Origin of the sequence: Corynebacterium appendicis CIP 107643, from assembly GCF_030408415.1 — a bacterium.
GTDB classification, from domain to species: domain Bacteria; phylum Actinomycetota; class Actinomycetes; order Mycobacteriales; family Mycobacteriaceae; genus Corynebacterium; species Corynebacterium appendicis.
On record NZ_CP046976.1, the window covers coordinates 1,884,448 to 1,911,360 of the forward strand.

Annotated in this window: 20 protein-coding genes, 5 tRNA genes, 3 rRNA genes and 1 pseudogene; 5 read left to right on the plus strand and 24 right to left on the minus strand. The window is 62.4% G+C overall.

Features of this window, described 5'->3' with window-relative positions:
- The first annotated feature begins 133 nt into the window (after positions 1-133).
- Positions 134-1,006, plus strand: a complete 873-nt coding sequence (nadE, locus tag CAPP_RS09270; RefSeq protein ID WP_076599884.1) for an NAD(+) synthase — start codon at positions 134-136, stop codon at positions 1,004-1,006.
- 95 nt (positions 1,007-1,101) lie between these two features.
- Here the strand turns inward: nadE and CAPP_RS09275 are convergent, their stop codons facing one another.
- From CAPP_RS09275 to pgm, 6 genes are all read right to left on the minus strand, one after another.
- Positions 1,102-1,875, minus strand: coding sequence for a fructosamine kinase family protein (locus CAPP_RS09275; protein ID WP_076599883.1), 774 nt, complete (start codon positions 1,873-1,875; stop codon positions 1,102-1,104).
- Entirely contained in the window at positions 1,868-2,347 is a 480-nt protein-coding gene (locus CAPP_RS09280; protein ID WP_084560739.1) for a methylated-DNA--[protein]-cysteine S-methyltransferase, read from the minus strand. The genes CAPP_RS09275 and CAPP_RS09280 overlap by 8 nt, the downstream gene beginning before the upstream one ends.
- Before the next feature lie 154 nt (positions 2,348-2,501).
- Positions 2,502-2,577 (minus strand) — tRNA-Ala (locus CAPP_RS09285).
- A gap of 88 nt (positions 2,578-2,665) precedes the next feature.
- Complete coding sequence (locus CAPP_RS09290) at positions 2,666-3,430, minus strand: DsbA family protein (protein ID WP_076599882.1); 765 nt, start codon at positions 3,428-3,430, stop codon at positions 2,666-2,668.
- 48 nt (positions 3,431-3,478) lie between these two features.
- A complete protein-coding gene (locus CAPP_RS09295; RefSeq protein ID WP_268753105.1) occupies positions 3,479-3,958 on the minus strand; it encodes a MauE/DoxX family redox-associated membrane protein in 480 nt (159 codons plus the stop codon).
- A 119-nt stretch (positions 3,959-4,077) separates the two neighbouring features.
- Complete coding sequence (pgm, locus tag CAPP_RS09300; protein WP_076599881.1) at positions 4,078-5,736, minus strand: phosphoglucomutase (alpha-D-glucose-1,6-bisphosphate-dependent); 1,659 nt, start codon at positions 5,734-5,736, stop codon at positions 4,078-4,080.
- 151 nt (positions 5,737-5,887) lie between these two features.
- Here pgm and CAPP_RS09305 point away from each other — a divergent pair, with 151 nt between their 5' ends.
- Positions 5,888-6,250: a CrcB family protein gene (locus tag CAPP_RS09305; protein WP_234958997.1), complete on the plus strand. Its 363-nt coding sequence runs from the start codon at positions 5,888-5,890 to the stop codon at positions 6,248-6,250.
- Entirely contained in the window at positions 6,247-6,690 is a 444-nt protein-coding gene (locus CAPP_RS09310) for a FluC/FEX family fluoride channel (protein ID WP_234958995.1), read from the plus strand. Before CAPP_RS09305 ends, CAPP_RS09310 begins: the two co-directional genes overlap by 4 nt.
- A gap of 12 nt (positions 6,691-6,702) precedes the next feature.
- Here the strand turns inward: CAPP_RS09310 and CAPP_RS09315 are convergent, their stop codons facing one another.
- From CAPP_RS09315 to ramA, 7 genes are all read right to left on the minus strand, one after another.
- Positions 6,703-9,249, minus strand: a complete 2,547-nt coding sequence (locus CAPP_RS09315) for an ABC transporter permease (RefSeq protein ID WP_234958993.1) — start codon at positions 9,247-9,249, stop codon at positions 6,703-6,705.
- Positions 9,250-9,260: 11 nt separating this feature from the next.
- Complete coding sequence (locus CAPP_RS09320; protein WP_076599879.1) at positions 9,261-10,028, minus strand: ABC transporter ATP-binding protein; 768 nt, start codon at positions 10,026-10,028, stop codon at positions 9,261-9,263.
- A 136-nt stretch (positions 10,029-10,164) separates the two neighbouring features.
- Positions 10,165-10,282: ribosomal RNA gene (gene rrf, locus CAPP_RS09325) — 5S ribosomal RNA — on the minus strand.
- 180 nt (positions 10,283-10,462) lie between these two features.
- Positions 10,463-13,538 (minus strand): 23S ribosomal RNA (locus CAPP_RS09330).
- A gap of 404 nt (positions 13,539-13,942) precedes the next feature.
- Positions 13,943-15,459 (minus strand): 16S ribosomal RNA (locus tag CAPP_RS09335).
- Together the 16S, 23S and 5S rRNA genes form the textbook arrangement of a ribosomal RNA operon.
- A gap of 612 nt (positions 15,460-16,071) precedes the next feature.
- On the minus strand, positions 16,072-17,325 hold the full coding sequence (gene murA / locus CAPP_RS09340) for a UDP-N-acetylglucosamine 1-carboxyvinyltransferase (RefSeq protein ID WP_076600037.1): 1,254 nt from the start codon (positions 17,323-17,325) through the stop codon (positions 16,072-16,074).
- Between the two features lie 46 nt (positions 17,326-17,371).
- Positions 17,372-18,211, minus strand: coding sequence for an acetate metabolism transcriptional regulator RamA (gene ramA / locus CAPP_RS09345; RefSeq protein ID WP_076600033.1), 840 nt, complete (start codon positions 18,209-18,211; stop codon positions 17,372-17,374).
- Between the two features lie 365 nt (positions 18,212-18,576).
- Here ramA and cysK point away from each other — a divergent pair, with 365 nt between their 5' ends.
- The gene (cysK, locus tag CAPP_RS09350) at positions 18,577-19,521 is read left to right on the plus strand and encodes a cysteine synthase A (RefSeq protein ID WP_076600034.1); all 945 of its coding nucleotides are present in this window, start codon (positions 18,577-18,579) and stop codon (positions 19,519-19,521) included.
- A gap of 92 nt (positions 19,522-19,613) precedes the next feature.
- Positions 19,614-20,204 carry a serine O-acetyltransferase EpsC gene (gene epsC, locus CAPP_RS09355; RefSeq protein ID WP_076600035.1) on the plus strand — a complete coding sequence of 197 codons (591 nt, stop codon included), beginning with the start codon at positions 19,614-19,616 and terminating at the stop codon, positions 20,202-20,204.
- A gap of 108 nt (positions 20,205-20,312) precedes the next feature.
- On the opposite strand, the gene CAPP_RS09360 is transcribed toward epsC, so the two are convergent.
- The 11 genes and pseudogenes from CAPP_RS09360 to CAPP_RS11255 form a co-directional block, all read right to left on the minus strand.
- Positions 20,313-20,615, minus strand: a complete 303-nt coding sequence (locus CAPP_RS09360) for a GNAT family N-acetyltransferase (RefSeq protein ID WP_076600038.1) — start codon at positions 20,613-20,615, stop codon at positions 20,313-20,315.
- A 98-nt stretch (positions 20,616-20,713) separates the two neighbouring features.
- Positions 20,714-20,786: transfer RNA gene (locus CAPP_RS09365), tRNA-Phe, on the minus strand.
- Between the two features lie 42 nt (positions 20,787-20,828).
- Positions 20,829-20,902: transfer RNA gene (locus CAPP_RS09370), tRNA-Asp, on the minus strand.
- A 332-nt stretch (positions 20,903-21,234) separates the two neighbouring features.
- Complete coding sequence (locus CAPP_RS09375) at positions 21,235-22,311, minus strand: HNH endonuclease signature motif containing protein (protein WP_290172859.1); 1,077 nt, start codon at positions 22,309-22,311, stop codon at positions 21,235-21,237.
- 122 nt (positions 22,312-22,433) lie between these two features.
- Positions 22,434-24,636, minus strand: a pseudogene (locus CAPP_RS09380) (ATP-binding cassette domain-containing protein).
- A gap of 69 nt (positions 24,637-24,705) precedes the next feature.
- A tRNA-Asp gene (locus CAPP_RS09385) sits at positions 24,706-24,779 on the minus strand.
- A 1-nt stretch (position 24,780) separates the two neighbouring features.
- Positions 24,781-24,856, minus strand: a tRNA-Glu gene (locus CAPP_RS09390).
- Positions 24,857-24,918: 62 nt separating this feature from the next.
- Positions 24,919-25,617, minus strand: a complete 699-nt coding sequence (locus CAPP_RS09395) for a DUF1345 domain-containing protein (protein ID WP_084560538.1) — start codon at positions 25,615-25,617, stop codon at positions 24,919-24,921.
- 10 nt (positions 25,618-25,627) lie between these two features.
- Positions 25,628-26,044, minus strand: a complete 417-nt coding sequence (locus CAPP_RS09400; RefSeq protein ID WP_076598930.1) for a YccF domain-containing protein — start codon at positions 26,042-26,044, stop codon at positions 25,628-25,630.
- A 20-nt stretch (positions 26,045-26,064) separates the two neighbouring features.
- On the minus strand, positions 26,065-26,559 hold the full coding sequence (locus tag CAPP_RS11250) for an SDR family NAD(P)-dependent oxidoreductase (protein WP_327077545.1): 495 nt from the start codon (positions 26,557-26,559) through the stop codon (positions 26,065-26,067).
- Positions 26,556-26,849 carry an SDR family NAD(P)-dependent oxidoreductase gene (locus tag CAPP_RS11255; RefSeq protein WP_327077546.1) on the minus strand — a complete coding sequence of 98 codons (294 nt, stop codon included), beginning with the start codon at positions 26,847-26,849 and terminating at the stop codon, positions 26,556-26,558. Before CAPP_RS11255 ends, CAPP_RS11250 begins: the two co-directional genes overlap by 4 nt.
- Positions 26,850-26,913: the final 64 nt, after the last annotated feature.

Sequence of the window (26,913 nt, forward strand, 5' to 3'; positions counted from 1 at the left end):
GGACATTCGTTTCTTTCCTCGGCGCACCGTGAATCGGCGCTGCCGTGCAACGGGAGTCAATGCTACCTGACCGGCCCCGCAGCACCAAAACGGCCGAAGCTCACGCTGTTACTTCCGCGCTACGATAGCGGATATGCCACACGAGTCCGACAATCTGTCCGAGAACCCGTCCCACGACGCGATCGGTGCTACGCAGCAAGAGATCATCGCTGCGCTCGGCGTGAAGCCGTTCATCGCACCCGCCGGCGAGATCGCCCGGCGCGTGGACTTCCTCGTCGACTACCTGGAGAAGACCGGGGCGAAAGGCTTCGTCCTCGGCATTTCGGGCGGCCAAGACTCGACGTTGGCGGGCAAGCTCGCGCAGCTTGCCGTGGAGAAAGCCCGGGAACAGGGGCGCGAGGCCACGTTCGTCGCGGTGCGCCTCCCCCACGGTGTCCAGTCAGACGAGGACGACGCGCAGCTCGCGCTCGATTTCATCCAGCCGGACCGGCGCGTCACGGTCAATATCGAACCCGCGACGACCGCGCTCGCAGCCGAAGTCGCCGGCAGCCTCGACCGCGAGAAGCTCGGCGACTTCAACAAGGGCAACGTCAAAGCCCGTCTGCGCATGACTGCCCAGTACGCGATCGCGGGCGAGCTCGGCCTCCTCGTTATCGGCACGGACCACGCGGCGGAGAACGTCACGGGATTCTTCACAAAATTCGGCGACGGTGCCGCGGACCTCGTCCCGCTCGCCGGTCTGAACAAGCGCCAAGGCGCGCAGCTCCTCGCTCACCTCGAGGCCGACAAGCGCCTCTACGAGAAGGTTCCCACCGCCGACCTCGAGGAAGACCGCCCGGCGCTTCCCGACGAGGAGGCGCTCGGCATCACCTACGCCGAGATCGACGACTACTTGGAAGGCACGCTTATCGACGCCTCCTCCGCCCAGCGCCTCGAGCACCTCTGGACGGTCGGCCAGCACAAGCGGCACCTACCACCCGGCCCGGCAGAGACCTGGTGGGTTTAGCGCGGAACTGGCCATTTACGCCCACCCCTTGTTGGCTTCAATTCCGCAGTTTCTAATTTCGACGTTAGCCACAGGAAATTTTCCCGTCAATGGCATTAACCGACGACGCGCAGCGTCTCCTCCGCCGCGCGGACCAGCGCAGATCCGTAGCTGGGTCCGTGGGTGTAGGCGTGGACGGCGAGCGGGTGGAGCTGGTGGACCGGGATGCGCCGTTCCCAGTCGCCGCCGGAGGCATCGCCCAAGGATCCTCCGGAGGCGAGGTAGCCGTCGATAAGCGAGCGCAGGTGCGGTGCGCCGAAGAGCTCGAGCATCGCGATGTCCGTCAGCGGGTGGCCGCCGTGCGCGGCCGGGTCGATGAACCGCGGGCCGGTCGTTGAAAACAGGAGGTTGCCCGTCCATAGATCGCCGTGAATGCGCGCGAGCGGTGCGTCCTCGTCCTCCGCGAGTAGAGCGTCGCACGCGCGCTGGACCGTGTCTAAGCCTGCCGCGTCCAGGTTGCCTCTCGTGTGGGCCTTCTCTGCGAACGGCAGGACGCGTTGCTCGGTGTAGAACTCCCCCCAACGTTCTGTCGGCGTGCATTCCTGCTGCGCGCGCCCGATGAAATTGGGGCCGTCCCAGCCGTCGGCGGGCGCGCCGAATGCGTCCGCACCCATCGCGTGAATGGCGGCGAGCTCGCGCCCGGCCTCCTTGGCGGCGTCAGCGCTCGGGCGGGCGCTGACGACACGCTCGATGGTGACCGTGTTGGCGTCTTCGTCGAGGCCTAAAACCTCCACTACCGCGTCGGAGCCCTCCCGCAGCCAACGCAGGTACGCCGCCTCAGCTGCGGCGGCGCCCGGCGCGCTGCCCTGCTTCACGAATGCGTCAGACATCGATGCCCTCCAATTCGAGTAGGAATCGCTTTGTTTCGGAGCTGCCACGGTACCCGCCGAGCCCGCCGTCCGCGCGCAGCACGCGGTGGCACGGGACGAGAAGCGGCAGCGGGTTATTCGCGCACGCTCCGCCGATGGCGCGCACCGCCTTCGGGTTGCCGACCTTGCCGGCGAGCTCGCGGTACGTCGTGGTCTCCCCGTACGGCACGCGTGCGAGCTCCCGCAGAACCTGCCCGCGGAAGTCGGTGGCGAAACGGTAGTCCAAAGGCACCGTGAACTCGCGTCGGCGCCCCGCGAAATACTCCTTCAACTGGTGCGCGGCGAGCGGGACCACAGCCTTTGCCCCGATGCGGTCGCGTTCAGCGTCGATCCCGTCGGACTCGAACAGCACCTTGGCAACCCCCGCCTGCGACACCACCAACCCGATCCGGCCGATCGGGGAATCGATCTGGTGAAACTGCAGCTCGTCCATGGCCCCCACGGTACTGATCTTCTCTAGATTTCGCGCAGCTCACGCCATGATCACACAAATCGCCGCTCCGTCCGTCACCGCGCTTCCCGACCTTAAATAATACGGGCTACTCAAATGCGAAAACCCAGCCGTGATCGCGGCTGGGTTTCAATGTTGGTGGAGCTAACGGGATTCGAACCCGTGACCCCCACACTGCCAGTGTGGTGCGCTACCAACTGCGCCATAGCCCCGTTGCTTCAGCGGATCTCCGCGAAGCGACTCCGATAAATATACACCGTGGGTGCGGGCGAGACCAAAATCGCCCGCAGTCAGTGACTTTTAGCTAGCCAGAAGGTCGTCGATCCAGTTCTCGAGGGGGTTGGAGTCGACGTCCTTGCCGTCGACAAGCACGCGCGGGGAGGAAAGCTCGCCGGTCTTGTCCACGAGGTCCTTCTGGTTGGCCTCGCCGAGCTCCTTTGCCTGGTCGACGTAGTCGCCGTTGCGGATGGCGTCGACAGCGTCACCGGAAGCGCCGACGCCCTTCGCGAGGTCGGCGAGCTTCTCCGGGTCGGCGCTGCCGTACAGGCCCTCCTGCTCCTCGAGGAGGGCCTTGCGCAGGTTCCAGTACGCCTCGGTCTCGCCCTTGTCGGCGAGCGCGAGCACAGCGGCCAGGGTGTTCGTCGAGTGGCCGACGGTGTGCTGCTCACCGGTGCCGTCGAGGAAGACCATGGGGCGTATGTGGACCGTGACCTCGCCGGCCTTGATCTTCCCCAGCATCTCAGCGTCGGTCTTCTTCGCCAGGTCGGCGCAGTAGCTGCAGGCGAAGTCCTCGTAGAGGGAGGCTTCCTTCGCGCCGTCGCTGTTCTCGCCGGACAGGGTGATGGTGTTGTCGGTGAGCTCCATGGTCACGCCGTCGACGGGCTCGACGTTCTCGGCGATGCGGTCAGCCTGCGCGCCGCGGCCGTTGTAGACGATCAGGCCGATCACCAGCGCGCCGACGAGGACCAGGGCGAGAAGCGCCCACAGGAAGCCTTTGCCGCCGGTCGAGTTGGGGTTGGACACCTTGGTGGAACCCTTGGTGTTCGACGTAGAAGAGGAAGTCACAGTGCATCACCTTATGAATTGGGGGTCAAGCTGTTTCAGCAGGCAAGTCTACGGGTACAGCGCGAATTTCTTAAACGGGCGGTAGATCATGAACAGCGTCACGGCGATCAGGCCGATGTCGCGGATGATGTCCCAGAGCAGGTCACCGCTGGGGTTTCCCGGGTCCGGCGCGAGACAGCCGCAGTCGATCTGCAGTCCACGGGCATACGCGGACGAAAGGCCGATGACGAACAAGAGGAGCACGCCGAACGACACCCAACCAGCGGGCCGGATTTTGATGCCCAGCAGCAGGATCAGGCCGCCAGCGAGTTCCAGCGGGCCGATGAGGTTCGCCAGCAGACTCGACCAGTACGGGGTGAAAATATCGTATGCTTCGATATTCCGCGCCACCGTCATGTGGTTGCCGAGTTTTGTCGTGCCCCTGACAATCCACATCACGGCGAGACCGAAGCGAGCGAGCGCGGAGAGCACGTCGAGCACGCGTTCGCTTGTCGACGTCTCCCCTGCTCCCGGCTCCGCGCCGTCCAGAGTGTCGGGCTCTGCCACCTGCACATCGTATGTATTCGCCACCTCAACGACCTTAGTCGATGGGCGGGGCGCCGAGAAGTTTCGCGCAGTGAGGTTTCCGTCACGCCGGCAGCGAATTCTTATTCGCCGAGCACTGAACTGACCAGCTCTTGGGCTTCCTTCTGCACCTGCTTCAGGTGCTCCTCACCGCTGAATGATTCGGCGTAAATCTTGTATTTATCTTCCGTGCCGGACGGGCGCGCGGCGAACCAGGCGTTGTCGGTGGTGACCTTGAGCCCGCCGATGGCCGCGCCGTTGCCGGGTGCTTCGGTGAGCTTCGCGGTGATCGGGTCGCCCGCCAGCGTGGTGGCCGTGACCTGGTCCGGGGAGAGCTTCTTCAACGTCGCCTTCTGCTCGCGGTTTGCCTCGGCGTCGGTGCGGGCGTAGACCGGTGCGCCGAATTCCTGCTCCAGTTCCGCGTAGCGCTGCGACGGAGTCTTCCCGGTCACCGCGGTGATCTCGGCGGCGAGCAGATCCATGATCAGGCCGTCCTTGTCGGTCGACCATACGGTGCCGTCTGTGCGCAGGAAGGAGGCACCCGCGGATTCTTCGCCGCCGAAACCGACCGCGCCGTCGATAAGCCCGGGCACGAACCACTTGAAGCCGACGGGCACCTCGACCAGCTTCTTGTCCAGCGACGCCACAACGCGATCAATCATCGAGGAAGACACGAGTGTCTTGCCCACGGCGGTATCCGCGCCCCAGCCGTCGCGGTGGGTGAACAGGTACTCGATGGCCACGGCCAGATAGTGGTTCGGGTTCATCAGCCCAGCATCCGGGGTGACGATGCCGTGGCGGTCCGCGTCCGCGTCATTGCCCGTCGCAATGTCGTATTTATCGCGGTTGGCAACGAGACTCGCCATGGAATTCGGCGAGGAGCAGTCCATGCGGATCTTGCCGTCGGTGTCCAGCGTCATGAACCGCCAGGTGGCGTCCACCGTCGGGTTCACCACCGTGAGGTCGAGCTTGTGTGCCTCGGCGATCGCGCCCCAGTAGTCCACGCTCGCGCCACCCATCGGGTCCGCGCCGATGCGCACGCCTGCGCCCCGGATTGCGTCGATATCCACGACATTCGGCAGGTCCGCGACGTAGTTGTCCATGAAGGGGTGTGTACCCGCGCGCTCGTCGAGCACGCCGCTCACCGCCGTGCGGCGCACACCGTCGAGCCCTTTGGCCAGGTACTCGTTCGCCCGTGCGGCGATCCAGTCCGTCGCGTCAGTGTCGGCTGGACCGCCCGACGGCGGGTTGTATTTGAAGCCGCCGTCGCGCGGTGGGTTGTGGGACGGAGTGATGACGATACCGTCGGCCCGCTTCGGATCCGTGCCGGTGACACCGCCAGCCAGCTTCGCGTTGTGCGCGAGGATCGCGTGGGACACGGCGGGGGTCGGAGTGTAGCGCCCCGCGGCGTCGACAAGCACTGCGACATCGTTGCCGATGAGCACCTCGAGCGCCGACACCATCGCTGGTTCGCTGAGTGCGTGCGTGTCGCGGCCGATGTAGACGGGCCCGTCGATGCTGTTCTCGCGACGGTAGTCGACGATCGCCTGCGTCGTCGCCCAGATGTGCTGCTGGTTGAACGCGTTGTCCAGGCTCGACCCGCGGTGGCCGGACGTGCCGAACGCGACCTGCTGGTCCGGGTCCGCCGCGTCGATGTCGCGCGTGTAGTAGGCGGTGACCACCTCCGCGATGTCGATCAGATCCTCGGGACGTGCCGGCTGGCCGGCTCGCTCGTGTGCCATGGTTGCGCTCCTTCGTGCGTGCTAGTCGGTCATGCTGGTCGGTCGCCTCCCATCTTCCCTTGGTTTCCGCGCGCCCGCCACGGATAAAGCATGCCCGCGGCCGCAACGCCCCCTCTCCGCGCGCCCGACTGCCCTGGGTTACCGTGAAAGCGTGGTGAACACGGCATTCAAAGAAGCTCTCGCGGTCGGTTTCGGCGCGTCTTTCGGCGCACTCGCGCGCTTCGCGTTCACCCCGCTGATCGCGCCGGAGCCGCCGTCCGAGATCGTCATCATCTTCATCATCAATGCGATCGGCTGCTTCCTCATGGGCCGTTTCGACCCGGGCCCGTTCTGGGGCCGCGGCATGATCGGCGGCTTCACCACGTTTTCCGCCGTGTCGTTCCTGGCCATGCAGTCCAGCGCTTTCATCGCGCTCATCTACATGGCCGGCACCATGATCGTCGCGCTCGCAGCATGGGAACTCGGCGACGCTTTACGACGCCGCCGTGACCGCCCCCAGGAGGTGACACCGTGACTCCCCGCACCCCGCAGTACCAGGGCCCCGAGGGCGTCGTCGGCAGCCATCTGCTCGAAGCGCTGAGCACCGAAGACGGCATCCGCACTGTGTTCCTGCTCTTCGTGCTCGTTGGCGCGGGCGCTTTCCTCGGGGGCATGGCCCGCTCGGCCTTGAGCACGCTTCTGCCCGGCAGGACCGGTACCTTCGCAGCCAATATGGTGGGGTCCGCCGTCGTCGGCTTCTCCGCCGCCCTCCCTGTGCTGTGGCCTGCTTTCCTCGGCGCCGGATTCGCCGGAGCCGTGTCCACGCTGTCGACGATGGCGAAGGAGATGGGCGCGATGGTGCGGCAGAAGCAGTGGTGGCCGCTTGCCCGCTACGTTCTTGTCACCTGCGCGTTCGGTATTGTCGCGGCGTGGTTCGGACTCAAATACGGGCTGCGCGTCATGCCTGCCTTCTAGCCGGTTGCTGCGCTATTCAGCGATGGCGTCCAGCGGCGGCGTTTTCGCCGCACGCTGCGCAGGCCACAGCGCGGCAATGATGCCGACGAGCACCGAACCCGCGAGCATTCCCGCGATCATCGTCCACGGATAGGCGATATTCTCCAGGCCCTGGTCGGCCAGCACCGTGAGGAAGGCCCAGCCGAGCAGCAGACCCGTCGCCACGCCGAGCAGCGCGCCGAACACCGCGATCTGGACGGACTCCAGAATGATCATGGTGCGCACCTGCCCGCGCTGCGTGCCCACCGCGCGGAGCATGCCGATCTCCTGACGGCGCTCGATGACCGACAGCGTCAGCGTGTTGATGATGCCCAGAATCGCGATCACCACCGCCAACGACAGCAGCGCGTAGAGGATGTACAGCATCTGGTTGATCATCTGCTGCGCCTCACCGCCGAGCTCCTCCGGGGAACGGACCTGCACCACGATGTCGTCGTGAATAGCCGCCTCGAGATTGGCGCGCAGTTCGTCCTCACTGACAGAACCGTCGTTATTCACGCCCACCATGAGCACCTTGAAGCTCTCCGGCGGCATGAGCTGCTCCACTGTCTTCTGCGACAGGACCCAGGACGCGAAGATTTGGGAGTCCTCGAACAGGCCGGTCACTGTGGCTTCCGCCTCGGGCGCACTCTCCCACTCGGGCGCGGCGATGGTCACCGTGTCTCCGACAGCCACGCCTTTTTCTTGGGCGAGGGAGGCGGGGAGGAGAACGCCGCCGTCGCTAAGCGAAGAGCTGCCCTCCGTCATGGTGAGCGTGACGAGCTTGCCCGGGTCTCCCGCGATGACATCCGTGGCCCCGACCGGGCCGAACTGGTTGCTGAATTCCCCGTTCACCGTCACGCGCGCCTGCGTGTACGAGACGACTTCACCGGCTCCGTCCACGTCCTTGACGCGTTCGGGCAGATCGTTCGGGATAGGGAACGTGCCCAGCTGCGGCCCCTGGAGCACCATGTCGGCATCGACGTCGTTTTCCAGCACGTCGTCGACGGAACGCTCCATCGTGGAACCCAACATGCCGATCGCCGTCACCAGCGCGATGCCGAGCATGAGCGCGAACGCCGTCGCTGAGGCGCGGCGCGGATTGCGCTTCGAATTCGTCGCCGCAAGCGAGCCCACCGAGCCGAACGGCGCGCCAATGACCCGCCCCAGGACCGGAACGACCGGCAACGACAATGCGGGGCCTGCGAGGAAGAGACCGACGATGACGAACACCGCTGCGGCACCGATGAGCAGCGCGCGGCGGCTCGTCGAACCGTCGTCCCACATCACGCCCCAGGCGAGGAACCCGGCGCCCGCGGCGAGCAGCAGTCCGCCCACGACGGTGCGCGCGAGAAGCGGCTGCGGGGTCGCAGACTCGCTGGACCTCATCGCCTCCACCGGCTGGACGCGGCCTGCGCGGCGCGCAGGCGCCCACGCCGAGAGCACCGTCGCTACACCGCCCACGACGATGGGCACCACGACCGCGCTGACCGACAGCCCCGCCCCTGCGCCGGGCAGACCCATGCCCTGGGCGTCCATCACCGCGCGGATCACCGCCACCATGCCGGCGCCGGCGGCCACGCCCAGAACAGAGCCGAGCAGGCCCACCAGGAGCGCTTCCACCACGACTGAGCGGGTGATCTGCCCTTTCGAGGCGCCGAGGGCGCGAAGCAGCGCGAATTCCTTCGTCCTCTGCGCGACGATCATCGAGAAGGTGTTGGCGATCAAGAAGGTGCCGACCAGAAGACCCACGAGACCGAAAGCAGTCAGGAAGTAGCTGATGAAGCTCAAGCCCTCGCGGATTTGCTTGGACATGTCGTCGGCAAGCACGAAGCCCTCTTTGACCGTGACGTCGCTGTGCGCTTTCGCGATGTGGTCTTTCAGTTGCGTGGGCTCTGTGCCGTCCGCGGCTGTGAGTGCAAGGCCGGGGACGTAACGGCCGTTGGTGTAATACTCGAGGAAGGCGCTCTCGGGCACCTTCAGCATGAGCGATGCGCCCTGGTCGAGGTCGTCCGTGTACAAGCCCGTCACCCTCATAGTGTGGCGACCCTCCGGGTCCGCGACGATGACCTCATCGCCCACCGCGAGGCCGTATTTCTCCGCTCCCGCGGCGTTCAGCAACGTCTCCCCCGGCTTCGTCGGGCCAGCGCCCTCCGTGATCTGAAAAGGCGCGCCCACGACCGCGTCGTCCGGGTAGTACAGCCCCACGCGCGACTCGCCGGCGCCGGTCTGGATCGCATTCGCGTCGGCGTCCGCGACGACCACGGCTTCCGATCCGTCCACCGCGACCCGGGCGACCTTCGGGTCCGCCGCGAGCTCGTCGCGCAGCTCCGCGGGGACGATCGACTTTCCTTCCGCTGGCTGGACGACCACGTCGATATCGTCGTACCTGCTCGCCACCGCCTGATCGAAGGAACGCTCGAGCATATTCGTGAACATCAGCGAGCCCGAAATGAACGCCGTGCCCAGCACGACAGCGAGCACCGTGAGAGCGAGCCGCAGCTTATGGGCGCCGATATTCCTCACCGACACCTTCGTCATTGCGCCCGCCATCAGCCCTCGATTCCGCTCATCGTGGACAGGATCTCCTCCATCGTGGGTGCGTGGAGCTCGTCAACAATATTGCCGTCAGCGAGGAATACCACGCGGTCCGCGTACGACGCCGCCCGCGCATCGTGTGTGACAATGACGACGGTCTGCTCGTCGCCGTCGACCGCGGAGCGCAGGATCTCCAGCACCTCACGCGACGAGTTCGAGTCGAGGTTGCCTGTCGGCTCGTCGCCGAAGATGATCTCCGGCCGGCTCACGAGCGCACGCGCGCACGCCACGCGTTGCTGCTGCCCACCGGACAGTTCGCTCGGACGGTGGCTCAGACGCTTCGCCAACCCGAGGCGCTGCGTGATCTCCTCGTACCACGCACGGTCGACCTTGCGGCCCGCAATATCCGCCGGCAGAGTGATATTCTCCGCCGCCGTCAGCGTGGGAACCAGATTGAAAGACTGGAAAATGAAGCCCAAACGGTCGCGCCGCAGCGCAGTCAGTTCCTTCTCATTCAGCGTCGCCAGATCCGTCCCGCCGATCTCCACGGAGCCGGAATCGAAAGAATCCAGCCCAGCCATCGTATGCATAAGCGTCGACTTGCCGGAACCGCTCGGCCCCATGATCGCTGTGAACTCATGCGCCGGGAACTCGTAGCTCACCCCATCCAGCGCAGTGACCTGCGTGTCGCCGTGGCCGTACGTCTTCACCAAGCTCACCGCTCTCGCGGCATAAGCATTCCGCTTATCGACGGCACCGTACCCCACCGAATGCTTCCCCATCAGTATTCTCTCCTTTAACCACGCAGATCTTGCGTCGACCTGACCAAGTGTACGGAATGAATATAGGCATAGAAAAAGGACGGCCCTGAAGGATCGTCATTGTCCTTCAGGGCCGTCCTGCATTCATGAAGTTTTTGGTCGGCGGTAACTTACTCTCCCACACCCTCCCGAGTGCAGTACCATCAGCGCGGGTGGGCTTAGCTTCCGGGTTCGGAATGGGTCCGGGCGTTTCCCCACCGCTATCAACCACCGACACACCTATAAGGGTCTGTCATGGTCGCAACACGTGGTGTGGTGTTGCGGGTTATGCAGTTATGTATCTGTGTGGCCACACCATGGGTTGGTGTGGTGTGTCAGATACTGCATAGTGGACGCGGCAGAAGTTGTTGTTGTCTGCGTTTTTGGTGTTTCGCCCGCGTGCGGGTTTATGAAACATGGTTTGTTGGTTGGTGTATTAGTACCAGTCACCTTCGCACATCACGGTGCGTCCAGATCTGGCCTATCAACCCAGTAGTCTTCTGGGAACCTATGAAACCTCATCTTGAAACAGGCTTCCCGCTTAGATGCTTTCAGCGGTTATCCCTTCCGTACGTAGCCAACCAGCGGTGCTCCTGGCGGAACAACTGGCACACCAGAGGTACGTCCGTCCCGGTCCTCTCGTACTGGGGACAGCCTTTCTCAAGTTTCTGCGCGCGCGGCGGATAGAGACCGAACTGTCTCACGACGTTCTGAACCCAGCTCGCGTGCCGCTTTAATGGGCGAACAGCCCAACCCTTGGGACCTACTCCAGCCCCAGGATGCGACGAGCCGACATCGAGGTGCCAAACCATCCCGTCGATATGGACTCTTGGGGAAGATCAGCCTGTTATCCCCGGGGTACCTTTTATCCGTTGAGCGACACCACATCCACAAGTAGGTGCCGGATCACTAGTCCCGACTTTCGTCCCTGCTCGACGTGTAAGTCTCGCAGTCAAGCTCCCTTGTGCACTTACACTCTAAACACCTGATTGCCAACCAGGCTGAGGGAACCTTTGGGCGCCTCCGTTACTCTTTGGGAGGCAACCGCCCCAGTTAAACTACCCACCAGGCACTGTCCCCAACCCAGATCATGGGCCAAGGTTGAGACATCCACTACGGTCAGAGTGGTATTTCACGTGACGACTCCACACCCACTAGCGTGAGCGCTTCATAGTCTCCCACCTATGCTACACAAACCGTAGTAAACACCAATACCAAGCTATAGTGAAGGTCCCGGGGTCTTTTCGTCCTGCCGCGCGAAACGAGCATCTTTACTCGTAGTGCAATTTCACCGGGCCTGTGGTTGAGACAGCAGGGAAGTCGTTACGCCATTCGTGCAGGTCGGAACTTACCCGACAAGGAATTTCGCTACCTTAGGATGGTTATAGTTACCACCGCCGTTTACTGGGGCTTAAATTCTCCGCTTCGACCACACAGGTCTAACAGGTCCTCTTAACCTTCCAGCACCGGGCAGGCGTCAGTCCGTATACATCAACTTAACCGTCTTCGCACGGACCTGTGTTTTTGATAAACAGTCGCTTCCCTCTCTTTTCTGCGACCCCAACCAGCTCACCAACGCATGTTTGGATCACCGGTTGTGGCCCCCCTTCTCCCGAAGTTACGGGGGCAATTTGCCGAGTTCCTTAACCACAGTTCACCCGACCGCCTGAGTATGTTCTACTTGACTACCTGTGTCGGTTTCGGGTACGGGCCGTACACACACATCGCTAGAGGCTTTTCTCGACAGCACAGGATCACTACCATCACCCCGTTGGGGTTACGCATCACGCCTCACACATATGGCACCCGCATTTCACTAGGTGCCGTGCCGCACGCTTGCACCACAATCCACTAAGTGGCGTAGCTACCACACTGTGTCACCCCATCACTTGACTACTACAGATCAGGCCCCACGCATCACACCCACCTGATGATCAAAGATCATCGTGGCAGGTGGTCAGGGTGGTTAGTATCACCGGTTCATCATTGGGCGCATGTATACGGGTACGGGAATATCAACCCGTTGACCATCGACTACGCCTGTCGGCCTCGCCTTAGGACCCGACTCACCCTGGGAAGACGAACTTGACCCAGGAACCCTTAGTCATTCGGCGGATACGATTCTCACGTATCATTCGTTACTCATGCCTGCATTCTCACTCGCGTACAGTCCACACACCCTTACGATCATGCTTCACCCCATACGCGACGCTCCCCTACCCAGTAAAAAAATTACTGCCGCGGCTTCGGCGGTGTACTTGAGCCCCACTGAATTGTCGGCGCGCAACCACTCGACCAGTGAGCTATTACGCACTCTTTCAAGGGTGGCTGCTTCTAAGCCAACCTCCTGGCTGTCTTCGCGATTACACATCCTTTTCCACTTAGTACACCCTTAGGGGCCTTAACCGGCGATCTGGGCTGTTTCCCTCTCGACTATGAAGCTTATCCCCCACAGTCTCACTGCCACGCAAAAATGTAAGCCGGCATTCGGAGTTTGGCTGACATTGCTAAGATGATAGTCCCGCTCAACCAACCAGTAGCTCTACCTCCGGCACACCTACGCGACGCTGCACCTAAATGCATTTCGGGGAGAACCAGCTATCACGGAGTTTGATTGGCCTTTCACCCCTACCCACAGCTCATCCCCGCAGTTTTCAACCTACGTGGGTTCGCGCCTCCACAACCTCTTACAGCTGCTTCACACTGGCCATGGGTAGATCACCCCGCTTCGGGTCCAGGACATGCCACTAAACACACAATTAGCATTCGCTTTCGCTACGACTACCCCACACGGGTTAACCTCGCGACATGCCGCTGACTCGCAGGCTCATTCTTCAAAAGGCACGCCATCACACACAAAGAGGTGCTCTGACGGATTGTAGGCACACAGTTTCAGGAACTCTTTCACTCCCCTCCCGGGGTACTTTTCACCATTCCCTCACGGTACTTATCCACTATCGGTCACACTGAGTATTTAGGCTTACCGGGTGGTCCCGGCAGATTCACAGCAGATTCCACGAGCCCGCTGCTACTCGGGGAAAATATGGCCACCACACATGCCCATGCATTCGCGTACAGGACTCTCACCAACTCCGGTAGGCCATCCCAGACCACTTCCGCTTACACACACACCATGTGGACGTATCTGGCAGAACACGACCAGCCACACCCCACAACACCGCACACGCAACCCCTGCCAGGTATCACACGCACACGGTTTAGCCTCATCCACGTTCGCTCGCCGCTACTAGCAGAATCATTCTTATTTTCTTCTCCTACCGGTACTGAGATGTTTCACTTCCCGGCGTCACCCCCTGAACAGCTATGCATTCACTGACAGGTAACCGCACATAACCACGGCCAGGTTTCCCCATTCGGACACCCTCGGATCAACGCTTTGTTGACAACTCCCCGAGGCATAACGCAGTCTCACACGTCCTTCATCGGCTCAGCATGCCAAGGCATCCACCATGCGCCCTAAAACAACAAACACACACGAATAACCCAACACACAAACAAAACACACACAAACAAAAAACAAGATGCTCGCGTCCACTATACAGTTCTCACACACCACACCCACCACCACCAACCAGCCCACACGACCAGCCAGCAAATAATGAGCCACAAAAGGAACAACCACCCACACACAAACACGCGCGCAGGCACCATGTGCTGCCCCAGACACCCAACAGTGCACCAATGACCAACCACAACAAAGGTCGAAAAAGTTCAGTTCCTACCGGTTCATGCACCCCGTGCCCACACCACCCAGCATCCTTGAGCCGGGGTGGTACGTGTCCACCTGGAATTTCACAAACAAACGTCGGCAGCACCACGATCGTGTACTCAACCAACAAACACCCACAACTGTGGGYCACAAAAAAGCTCCTTAGAAAGGAGGTGATCCAGCCGCACCTTCCGGTACGGCTACCTTGTTACGACTTCGTCCCAATCGCCGATCCCACCTTCGACAGCTCCCTAACACGTTTGGGCCACTGGCTTCGGGTGTTACCAACTTTCATGACGTGACGGGCGGTGTGTACAAGGCCCGGGAACGTATTCACCGCAGCGTTGCTGATCTGCGATTACTAGCGACTCCGACTTCATGGGGTCGAGTTGCAGACCCCAATCCGAACTAAGGCCGGCTTTAGGCGATTAGCTCCACCTCACAGTATCGCTGCGCGTTGTACCGACCATTGTAGCATGTGTGAAGCCCTGGACATAAGGGGCATGATGATTTGACGTCATCCCCACCTTCCTCCGAGTTAACCCCGGCAGTCTCTCATGAGTCCCCAACCAAATGCTGGCAACATAAGACAAGGGTTGCGCTCGTTGCGGGACTTAACCCAACATCTCACGACACGAGCTGACGACAACCATGCACCACCTGTACACCAGCCACAAGGGAAAGACCATCTCTGGCCCGGTCCGGTGTATGTCAAGCCCAGGTAAGGTTCTTCGCGTTGCATCGAATTAATCCACATGCTCCGCCGCTTGTGCGGGCCCCCGTCAATTCCTTTGAGTTTTAGCCTTGCGGCCGTACTCCCCAGGCGGGGCGCTTAATGCGTTAGCTACGGCACGAACCCCGTGGAAGGGACTCACACCTAGCGCCCACCGTTTACGGCATGGACTACCAGGGTATCTAATCCTGTTCGCTACCCATGCTTTCGCTCCTCAGCGTCAGTTACTGCCCAGAGACCTGCCTTCGCCATCGGTGTTCCTCCTGATATCTGCGCATTCCACCGCTACACCAGGAATTCCAGTCTCCCCTACAGCACTCAAGTTATGCCCGTATCGCCTGCAACCCCGCAGTTAAGCTGCGGTATTCCACAAACGACGCGACAAACCACCTACGAGCTCTTTACGCCCAGTAATTCCGGACAACGCTCGCACCCTACGTATTACCGCGGCTGCTGGCACGTAGTTAGCCGGTGCTTCTTATCCAGGTACCGTCACTTTCGCTTCGTCCCTGACGAAAGGAGTTTACAACCCGAAGGCCGTCATCCCCCACGCGGCGTCGCTGCATCAGGCTTGCGCCCATTGTGCAATATTCCCCACTGCTGCCTCCCGTAGGAGTCTGGGCCGTATCTCAGTCCCAATGTGGCCGTACACCCTCTCAGGCCGGCTACCCGTCGACGCCTTGGTAGGCCATTACCCCACCAACAAGCTGATAGGCCGCGAGCTCATCCCACACCGAAAAAACTTTCCACAATGGCATCCAAACCATCGTCCTATCCGGTATTAGACCCAGTTTCCCAGGCTTATCCCGAAGTGCAGGGCAGATCACCCACGTGTTACTCACCCGTTCGCCACTCGAGTACCTCTGCAAGCAGAGGCCTTTCCGTTCGACTTGCATGTGTTAAGCACGCCGCCAGCGTTCATCCTGAGCCAGGATCAAACTCTCCACAAAAACACCCACAAAAAAGCGAGCATCAATCAGTAAAAGATTACTTAAGCCGTGAAAAGCCCAAAACCCAACCAAAACAAACCACACCACACACAAACAATGCATGGCCTGGCAATCCAAAAATTACTAAACAAACCAAAAAAGGTTCATCACACATTGCTGCCCCTCCGACGAGGAAAAAAGACAACAACAAAAATCCAATCAGTCATGCGACCAACCAGACGAACAACACCCCATCAATGGTTCAGGCATCATCCGACCAGCACACACCACAAAACGATGCAAACACAGTCACACAAACCAACCAAACAAAATCATTGGCACACTATCGAGTTCTCACACAACACACGCACACCCAAACACACCCCACTTCCCGGGGCCTGCTCAAAGCGGCTTGTCCGACCCTACACACACCCACACAACAAACAAAATCGCCTGCCATGCGAATCAAAAGTAAGGATCTACCAGCGCTCGTTTTCCTACCGCCATCTCACCAGAACCACTGCCCGGCGGGGCGTTGTCGGTCACGCTGACTCACATAAAGCTACACACACCCAACCAACAACACAAATCAGCAGGTCAGGCAAGGTAAATGGAACGTCGATAAGCGCTTATTCACGCTACTCGCGTAACGGACGCGCCAAGCTGGTTCAGCTGCTCGACAAAGTGCGGATAACCTCGGTCAATGTGCTCGACATCGTGCACGACAGTCTCCCCGTCCGCGACCAAGCCCGCCAACACGAGGCCAGCACCCGCACGGATATCGGAGGACCACACATCCGTCGAGGACAGCTTGTCGACGCCGTGCAGCACCACATGGTGCCCATCCACCGTCGCATCAGCACCCAAGCGGAGCATCTCGTCCACGAACCGGAAGCGGGACTCGAAGACGTTTTCCGTGATCACTGACGTGCCCTCCGCGATCGCGGCTAGGCCAATCGCCATCGGCTGCAAATCTGTCGGGAAGCCGGGAAACGGTAGCGTCTGATGATCGACAGCCTGCGGGCGGCCGTCCATTCGCACGCGGAAACCCTGCTCGTACGTCTCCACTGCCGCACCAGTAGTCTTCAGCTTCGCCAGCGCGAGATAGAGGTGCCGCGGCGCGATCCCGCCGACGGTCACGTCGCCGCCCGTCATTGCCGCCGCGTACGCCCATGTACCTGCAACAATTCGATCGCCGACCACCGTGTGTTCCGTGGGGCGCAGCTTATCGACGCCATCAATCGTCACCGTCGACGTTCCCGCCCCCTGAATCTGCGCGCCCATGGAATTGAGCATCTCGCACAGGTCGACGATCTCCGGTTCGCGCGCCGCGTTGTCGAGAACTGTGCGGCCGTCGGCCAGCACTGCGGCGGTGAGAATATTTTCCGTCGCGCCCACCGACGGAAAATCGAGACTGATCTTCGCACCCGTCAGCTTCTCGGCGCGCGCGACGACCGCGCCGTGCTCGATGTGCGTCTTTGCGCCGAGCTTCTCCAGCCCCGACTGGTGCATGTCCAGCGGGCGTGAACCGATCGCGTCGCCGCCCGGCAGCGCCACAATCGCCTCTCCGCACCGCGCCGTGAGCGGCCCCAGCACAGCTACCGACGCACGGAACTGCCTCACCGCATCGAAATCCGCATGCGACGACACCTCCGCCGGCGTATGGATCCGCACGACCGTCCCCTCGATCTCCACCTCGCAGCCCAGCCCCTCCAGGACCTTCTGCATCAGCGGCACGTCGAGAATTTCCGGGCAGTTGTTCAGCGTCGTCGTGCCCTCCGCGAGAAGCGACGCCGCCATCAGTTTGAGCACGCTATTCTTCGCGCCCGCCACCCGGACGGAGCCCTGCAGACGTGTTCCACCTTGAACAAAAAAACGCTCTTTCACGCCCACCAGGGTAATGAAATTTCCGCGACTCCTACGCCGACTCGCTCTACGGCAAGGCGCCGATGCGGCGTGCCGCGTTCACCGCTTCGTAGCGGGTGTGCGCGCCGAGCTTGCGCATCACGCTGCGCAGATACGACTTCACTGTCTCGGCGCCGATGCCCATCTCCTCGGCGGCCTCGACATTCGTGTGGCCCAGAGCGACGCACGACAGCACGTCGATTTCGCGCGCCGACAACTTCGTCGACTGCTTCACGCGCACCGGCGAAACCATCTGGTCGCAGAGCTGCTCGAGCTCCTTCCGGAGTCCTTCTTCCTCAACCCGGTTCGCCAGCATGCGCAACTTCGAATGGGTCGCTCGGATCTGCTCCCATTCTGCACCGTTCATCACGCGGCCGGCTTTGGCGGAGCCTTTGCCGCCCTCGACGCGTCGTAAAGCGGAATTGACCGCGAGGTCCTGCTCCAACGTGCGCGCTGTCATGGTGACCTCCTCGATCACCTTGTCCCCCAAGCGCACAGGCGAATGGACGCCGACGTAGAGAACGCCGCGGATCTCGCGCTGCACGATCACCGGGACCGCCACCACAGAATGCAGACCCTCGTCCTGGATAGCGGCGTCATGCTCGTGCGAAATGACATTCGCCCGCGTGTAGTCCGACACACCCACCGCACGGCGGGTGCTCACGACGCGGCCGCCGACACCGTGGTTCGGCTCGATGACCAGGTTCTGCAGAGCCGGCGTGCGCAGGCCGATCCACTGGGTGACCTGGAGACGGTTGTCGGCAAGCAGGGTGCCGTACATCGCCACAGGGATTCCCGTCGCGGTCTTTAGCGATGTGAGCGACGCGCGGATAGCGTCGTCATCGTCTTTGACCCGTTGCGAATCCATTCAAACTCCTTACCGGAAGCCCCCCATTAGAGTGTCCCCGACGGCGGGCGTAAATCGGTCTCGACGGTACAAGTAGGACCATACTAACCCGCCTACGGGGGTAGCAAAATGACCGGCATGCCACAGAACTGGGCCCGCGCGCGCCCGATCGGCCCCGCACTGCGATGCGAAAGCTACCCCCGGTTCACAAAATGTCCCCAACCGCACGTCACCGTGCCAAACCATGCGGTTCAGTTAGATTGAACTGCTCTGTCTAGATTTTCGGCGTCATTCGTGTACCATTGGGGCCGTCCGCGGAAACAAATTAGCTTTCCGCCGAGCAGAGCCCCGCTCAACGGGGCAAACAAAACGTAAAGGAGCAAGAAATGGGAAACGTTTACAGCAACATCATTGACACCATCGGCGGCACCCCGCTCGTCGAACTCAAGGGCATCACCGAAGGCACCGACGCAGCCGACGCGACCGTGCTGGGCAAACTCGAGTTCTTCAACCCCGCCAACTCCGTGAAGGACCGCATCGGCCGTGCCATCATCGACGCAGCCGAGGCTTCCGGCGACCTCAAGCCCGGCGGCACCATCGTCGAGGCGACCTCCGGCAACACAGGCATCGCGCTCGCACTTGTCGGCGCAGCTCGAGGCTACAAGGTCATCCTGACCATGCCGGAGACAATGTCGATCGAGCGCCGCGTCATCCTGCGCGCCTACGGTGCACAGATCGAGCTCACCCCGGGCGCAGCCGGCATGAAGGGCGCCGTCGAGAAGGCCAACGAGATCGTCGAGCAGACCGACAACGCCATCCTGGCCCGCCAGTTCGAGAACGAGGCCAACCCGAAGGTCCACTACGAGACCACCGGCCCCGAGCTGTGGAACGACACCGACGGCAAAATCGACATCCTCGTCGCAGGCGTGGGCACCGGCGGCACCATCTCCGGCGCGGGCAAGTACCTGAAGGAGCAGAACCCGGACATCAAGCTCGTCGCTGTCGAGCCGGCAGCTTCCCCGCTGCTGTCCGAGGGCCAGGCTGGCCCGCACAAGATCCAGGGCCTCGGCGCTAACTTCGTCCCGGGCACCCTGAACCGCGAGATCGTCGACGAGGTCATCGCGATCTCCAACGAGGACGCCGTGGCAACCTCCCGCGAGCTCGCCAAGAAGGACGCTATCCTCGGTGGCATTTCCACCGGCGCGAACGTGAAGGCTGCCCTCGAGGTCGCCTCCCGCCCGGAGAACGCCGGCAAGACCATCGCCACCGTGATCTGCGACTTCGGCGAGCGCTACGTCTCCACCATCCTCTACGAAGACATCCGCGACTAAACACTTTCCGCTTGTCCACGCCGCCCCCTCCCGCTGAATCCAATCCTTCAGCGCGAGGGGGCTTCGCTATTGGCGCTGCTAGACTACGCCCCATGCTGAAGGTGATCAGGACCATCCGAGAGGACCTCGCGAACGCCCGGGACCACGACCCGGCCGCGCGCGGCGACCTCGAGAACGCCCTCGTCTACTCCGGCCTCCACGCTATCTGGATGCACCGCGTCAGCCACGCCCTATGGATCCGCGACTTCAAGGGACCTGCGCGCATCTTGGCGCAGATCACCCGTTTCCTCACCGGTGTGGAAATCCACCCCGGCGCCACCATCGGCCGCCGTTTCTTCATCGACCACGGCATGGGCATCGTCATTGGCGAGACCGCTGAGATCGGCGACGGTGTGATGCTCTACCACGGCGTCACTCTCGGCGGCCAAGTCCTTACCCAGACCAAGCGCCACCCCACCATCGGCGACAACGTCACCATCGGCGCCGGCGCCAAAGTTCTCGGCCCCATCACCATCGGCGAGGGTTCCGCTGTCGGTGCGAACGCCGTCGTGACTAAGGATGTCCCCGCGAACTGCATCGCCATCGGCATCCCCGCCAAGTCCCGCCCCCGCGCGAAAGACGAGCGCAAGCACCTCGTCGATCCCGACTCCTACGTCGCCGAGGACAACAATTACGTCATCTAGAAGTACCGGCCTACCGGGTCAGCACAACTAGCTACCCGCGTAACGGTTCCGCCGGCTCCCTTCATTCAGGGAGGCGACGGCTAACCGCAGAGGTCTTCTCGTCGCGCTTTACGCGACCAGATCCTTGTAGTTGGCGTTCTTCTCCACAAAGTGGTGCACAGCAGAACACGTCGGGATGATTTTCTTGCCGGCAGCCCGGGTGTCGTCGAGAGCCGCCTTCACGAGCTTCCCGGACAAGCCCTGCCCCCGGAACTTCGGGTCAATCACCGTGTGGTTGAAATCGCGCGTGGAATCATCCACGTCGCGGTAATCCGCGAATCCGGCTTCTTCCCCGTCGACGGTAATGACGTAGCGCTGATCCGCTTCGTTGTGCTCGATATTCACGTTCTGATCTGTCGACTGCTCTGCCATGATGGTCTCCTTCAATTACGTTTCATCTAGTTCCGTTTGCGGAGCCACCCATCATATGCAAAAAGTCCTCCCGCATTAGCAGGAGGACTTCATGGTTGTGGCCAGAGCCAGGATCGAACTGGCGACCCCACACTTTTCAGGCGTGTGCTCTACCAACTGAGCTATCTGGCCGGAACCGTGCACCGCGTGGACGAGCACGCGACAACAGTTCAGCGACCCTGACGGGACTTGAACCCGCGACCTCCGCCGTGACAGGGCGGCGCGCTAACCAACTGCGCCACAGGGCCTTATTCTTTTGTTTCGCACTTCCGCGGATATTCATTTTCCGCGTCTTGCACGAATTGATACCTTACACAGGGGTCGTGAAACATTACAAACCAGCATTACATCGCACATTTCACCCCTGCGGGGCACACCTAAATCCTCCGCGGCAGTAATCACTACCCCACCCCTTGGCTTTTGAACCTTATATTTTCCTGTCACGCGCAGGTTGGCGACCGAAAATCGCCGTTTCCGGACACACTTTTCGCCACTTATCCGTGGGGCTGTTTTTGCGCGCACCGATATGGCCGCAGGGCATGCTTCGCCCTCGGCCTGGTGGCGTGAGCTAGGTTCCGAACTAGCTTCCGAACAACAGGTGCATGGCACCGTATTGGTGGGTGGTGTTCGGGACTGGTGTTCCGCGCGGGGATACCCATGTCGGGGTGCCGTTGCGCATGTGTATTCGACCCCGGTTGTGTCGCTCTGGGTCGTCGTCGTTGGTGCGGTTGTGGTACCTGCACAACACCGACAGGTTGTCCATGTTCGTCGGCCCGCCACGGGCCCACGGTGTGATGTGGTGGACCTCGCAATTATCCGCCGCGTGCCGGCAATCCGGCACCGGACAGGTCGTCAGCGTCGCCCGCGCCAGGTCGCGTTGCTTGGCGTTGGCGAACCGCTTCGCGTGGTACAGGTTCACCGCACCCGCCTGCGGGTGGAACAACGCCACCTCCAAATCCCTCGAGTAATAGTGAGTCAAATACTCCGCACCAGTCATCGTGGTGCCGTCCGACAACCCCAGGATCGTCTCATCCCCCTCGCCTGCCAGGATCCTGATGTGCTCGGAAAGCGGGACCTGGATCAACGGACGCGGCACAGACTCCGCAACCCCGGCACCGCCGCGCAGCAACTCCGCGAACGCTTCATACATCTGCGGGCCCTCGGGCCGGTCAGGGTCGAGCCCCTTCCGCAGGGCGTGTTCCAGGTCGGCGATATCGCGTTCGGCGCCGGTGGCGATGACCGTGCGTTTGCCTTTCCGCGTCCGGCCGAACCTGACCGTGGACTCCGGGGCGGGTGTATCGGCGTCCGGGTCGGGGATGATGTCTTTGGCGCGGCGCTGCAGCGTCTTGTAGTCGCCGCGCACCGATAGCAGGGCCAGGCGGAGTTTCCATGTCTCCCGGTCGGAGGACACAGCGCGTACTTGCTGCTCAATGAACAGAATCTGATCCAGAGACTTCCCCGTCTGCCTAGCAACGGTCACGGCGTGAGCTTGCTGGCGAGAAAAGCGGGTTTTACCGAAGTAGACCTCGTGGGCCTTTTCCCACTCGACATACGTGGTGGGCTTGACACCGGCAGCACGAGCAGCCTGACGGTCAAAACCAGCCAGGACATCCATCGGGCTACCAAGTGATCCAAGAAACGCGTCAAAATCGCTCATGCCCCACACGCTAAACAGAACAACGACCCCGAAAAAGAAGCCCCGAAGAATCTGTGGATAACCCGCCCACAAACAGACTTATCCACAGGGGAGCAGCGGGGAGGGTTGCGGGAAGTGCCGAGCTAAGCGAGGTACCGCCCGGTCTCGGAGCCGGTCTCGGCGTGGTGCGCAACGAGGTCCTGCACGGTGCCAGCGGCGACCACGCGCCCACCGTCAGAACCGGCTCCGGGGGCCGAGGTCGATGACGTAGTCGGCGCGCGCGACGAGAGCGAGGTTGTGCTCGACCACGATGACGGTGGCGCCGCCGTCGACCAGCCGGTCGAAAAGGGAGACGAGCCGGGCGGTGTCGGTGAGGTGCAGACCGGTGGTGGGCTCGTCGAGAACGTAGGTGGAAGCCGGCTTCTTCAGGCTCGCGGCGAGCTCGAGGCGTTGGCGCTCGCCGCCGGACAGGGTGGTCAGCGGCTGGCCGAGGGTGACGTAGCCGAGGCCGACGTCGACAAGATGCCCGCACATTTTCGCCGCCGCGTTGACTTTGTTCTCCTTGAAGTACGGCTGCGCGTCCTCGGCGGACATCGCGAGGACTTCTGCGATGTTCTTGCCGCCGAGTGTGTGCACGAGCACGGCGTCGTCGAAACGCCGGCCTTCACAGACCTCGCAGGGCACATCGACGCCCTGCATCAGCCCGAGGTCGATGTAGACGACACCGGCGCCTTTGCAGTGCTGGCATGCGCCGTCGGAATTGGGAGAGAACATCGAGGCGGGTTCGCCGGAGGCCTTGGCGAAGGCTTTGCGGATCGGGTCGAGCATGCCGGTGAAGGTCGCGGGGTTGGAGCGGCGGGAGCCGGAGATGGGGGCTTGGTCGACGAGCACGGCGTCGTCGATAAGCGATGATGCGTCGAGCGCGCGCAGCAGCGACGATTTGCCGGATCCCGCGATGCCTGTGACGGCGGTGAGCACGCCTGTCGGGATGTCGACGTCGATGCCCGCGAGGTTATTTTCGCGGGCGCCGCGCACCCTGAGCCAGCCGGTCGGCGTGCGCGGGTCGTCGTTGAGCGCAACACCGAGCTTCAAGCTTTCGCCCGTGCGCGTGCCGGCCTCGCGCAGCTCATCGACACTCCCCTCGAACACCACCTCTCCCCCGTCCGTGCCCGCACCGGGGCCGAGCTCCACGACATGGTCGGCGGCCTCGATCGTCTGCGGGCGGTGCTCCACGACGAGCACGGTGTTGCCCTTGTCGCGCAGCGCCTTGAGCAGGTTGTTGAGCCGATCAATGTCAGCGGCGTGCAACCCGGCGGTCGGCTCGTCGAAGACATAGGTGATGTCGCTGAGCGCGGAGCCGAGATGACGAATCATCTTCACGCGCTGCGATTCACCGCCGGACAGCGTCGAAGTGGGCCGGTCCAACGTGAGGTAGCCGAGGCCGATCGCGGTGAAATTCGCCAACGCATCGCTTATCGACGACACCAACGGCCCCACCCCCGGCGCCTCCACCGAGTCGAACCACTGCGCCAGGTCGGCGACCTCCATTGCGCACAACTCGGCGATGTTCTTGCCGTTGATTTTCGACTCGAGCGCGTGCTGCGCGAGACGTGTGCCGCCACAAGCTGGGCAATCCACCTGGGTCACGGCGCGGTCCACGAATTCGCGGGCGCCTTTTTGGAGACCTTCTTTCTCCTTGCTCAGAAACGATGCTTCCAAGCGCGGAATCAGGCCCTGGTAGGTGGTGTTGAAGCCCAAGTACTGCACTTTTTCTGGTTCGCCGTAGAGCAGGACGTGGCGCTGCTCGGCGGTGAACTCGCCGACCGGGACATCGACCGGGAACTTGCCCGCCTCGGCGTAGGCGCGGAACTGCCACGACCCAGGCTTGTAGCCCGGCGCGAGAATGGCGCCGTCGTCGATGGAAAGAGAGTCGTCGACGACCTGGGCCTCGTCGAATTTGCTGGCGCGTCCAGTGCCGGAGCAGGCCGGGCACATGCCGCCGGTGCGGGTGTAGTTCTTGATGACCTTTTTCTTGCCCGTCGCATCCGTCAACGCTCCGCCACCGGAGACGCTGGGCACGTTGAAGGAGTAGGCGCCCGGCCCCCCGGCGTTGGGCTCAGCAATGCGCGAGTACAGCACGCGCAGCATGGGCGTGACGTCGGTGGCGGTGCCCACCGTGGAGCGCACGTTCGCGCCGAGCGGCGACTTGCCGGAACCGGACACACCTGCGAACACGGTGAAGCGGCGTTTCGGGATCTCGACTGAGACATTCCGGAGATTGTTCTCATTGGCCCCCTCAACGACGATCGCGTCGTGGGCATCGGCTGCACTAGTACGCCGATTCACAGTAGTCACAGGGAGGCAGTGTAATCGTCGATAAGCGAAATGCCCCGAGGAAAACCTCGGGGCACATTGCGACCCTGACGGGACTTGAACCCGCGACCTCCGCCGTGACAGGGCGGCGCGCTAACCAACTGCGCCACAGGGCCGTGGTACCCCCAACGGGATTCGAACCCGTGTTGCCGCCGTGAAAGGGCGGAGTCCTAGGCCTCTAGACGATGGGGGCACACGCTGTTAGACAGCTCGCCTATCGTAAGCCTGCGCGCATTGAAGCTCCAAACGAGCTGGTTACCCGGCCGAAAGTGAGGCACTCAAGACGGAGATGACCATGGCGAGAATCATCGTGTTGAAGGTGAAGGCGAAGCCGGTGTTGGACCTCAGCTTGCGCCAGGCGAGCCGGTTGGTGGGTGTGGCGGGCAAGGCTGCGCCCATGACGGAGTTCATGAAGGCGAGGGTGACGTAGTCCTCGAAAAGAGGGGTGTCTGAATAGCCGAAGCGGAACAGCGGCTCCCGCTCCCCTGCCCGGGCGGCGTAGTCAAGCTCGAGAAATTCAGCCGCGAAGGCCATCACCATGAATATCCAGGACCCCACCACTGCGGCTCCTGCGAGGACGAGCCACCTCCAATCTTCGCGGAAGAACTCGATGCGGCTGAGCACGATGGCCGCGCTGATCGCGGCGAATGCGCCGATGCTAGCGAGATTCGCGGCCCCCTTGATGCCCATCCACCGCACCCAGCGCTTTTGCCCCGGCCGCTGTTCCGCGAGGGCGTAGTCAGCGAGTTCTTCCGGCTGCCGTCTAGACAGGTGCAGGGTCGTCCACCCGCAGAAGAATGCCACGTAGAGCACCCAGTACACGAGGTAGAAGACGATCAGCGCGAGCCCCCGCCCTTCGGCGAGAACATCGCGCAGAAAAAAGACGATAGCCAGCAACGCAAGCACCGCAGCGGCCACGGTGGAGATTCCGTACCGGGTGAGCTCTGAGTGCATCGCGGGGCGCTTAGCGGGCGACGGGAACCATCCGGGCGCGGTCGTCGCGCGAGCTGACCACGGTCTTGCCGAACGGGAAGCACGTGACCGGGATCAGCTTGAGGTTGGCCCAGGCCAGCGGCAGACCGATGATGGTGACGGCTTGGGCAAGCGCCGTGACGACATGCCCGACAGCGAGCCACAGGCCGGCGAAGACGAACCAGAGGACGTTGCCGAGCACGCTCAGTCCCCCGCCGCTATTCGTGTCGACGACTTCGCGGCCGAACGGCCAGAGAACGAAACCGGCGATGCGGAACGAGGCGAGGCCGAACGGAATGGTCACGATGAGCACACACGCCACGATGCCCGCTAGGACGTAGCCGAGAAACAGCCAGATCCCGGCGGTGAGAAGCCAGATGATGTTGAGGATCAGTCGAATAATTCCCATACCGAAAGCATAGAGGGGCTCTACAGGTCGTGCTTCGCGGAAATGACGTTGAGCATGACCTGTTGCGGCACCACGCGCGCTAGCGTGAACGCGGCGGGGGCCATCGATCCCACCGCATAATGCGGCCGAGGGCGCCCGGCACGAATCGGCCGGAGGATTTCGCGGGCGACGCGTTCAGCGCTGATGCCGGACGCTTCGTTGCGGTTCAGCTTCTTCAGCATCCGCCCAAATTCTGCAGCATACGGCCCGGCCTCGTCCACGTAGGTGGTGCGGCGGGCGGAAAGCCCGGTGGCAATGGCGCCGGGTTCGAGCGTCGTAAGGCCAACCCCGAATGGGGCGAGCTCGCGGCGGGCAGAGGCGGCGAAGCCTTTGATTGCGGCCTTGGACGCGACGTACGAGGAGCGGAAACCGAGCGGGAAACTGCCCAACATGGAGCCCACCATCACGACGCGTCCACGCCCCGTCGCACGCATGGCGGGCAGGAGGCGTTGCGTGAGGTCGACGTGCCCGATCACGTGACCTGGAAGAGACGCTCGAGTGCATCCCGGGGCAGTTCCTCGAATGGACCGGACTGCGATTCGCCCGCATTATTCACCAGCACCGCGGGTGTGCCCAACGCGAGGATTTCCGCGGCGGACGACTCGATCGAAGCGGGGTCGCCGAGGTCGAGGCCGACGTACGCCACGTCGGGCAACCGCTTATCGACGCCCCCAGGTCGCCTCGTCGTCCCCACCACGCGGAAGCCCTCGTCGACAAGCAAACGCGCTGTAGCTTCCCCGATACCGGAGGTAGCCCCCGTGACCACGGCGAGGTCGCCGTCGCCGACGGGCGGAAGCTTCGGAGTGGTGAAAAAGCGTGTGATCCCCAGG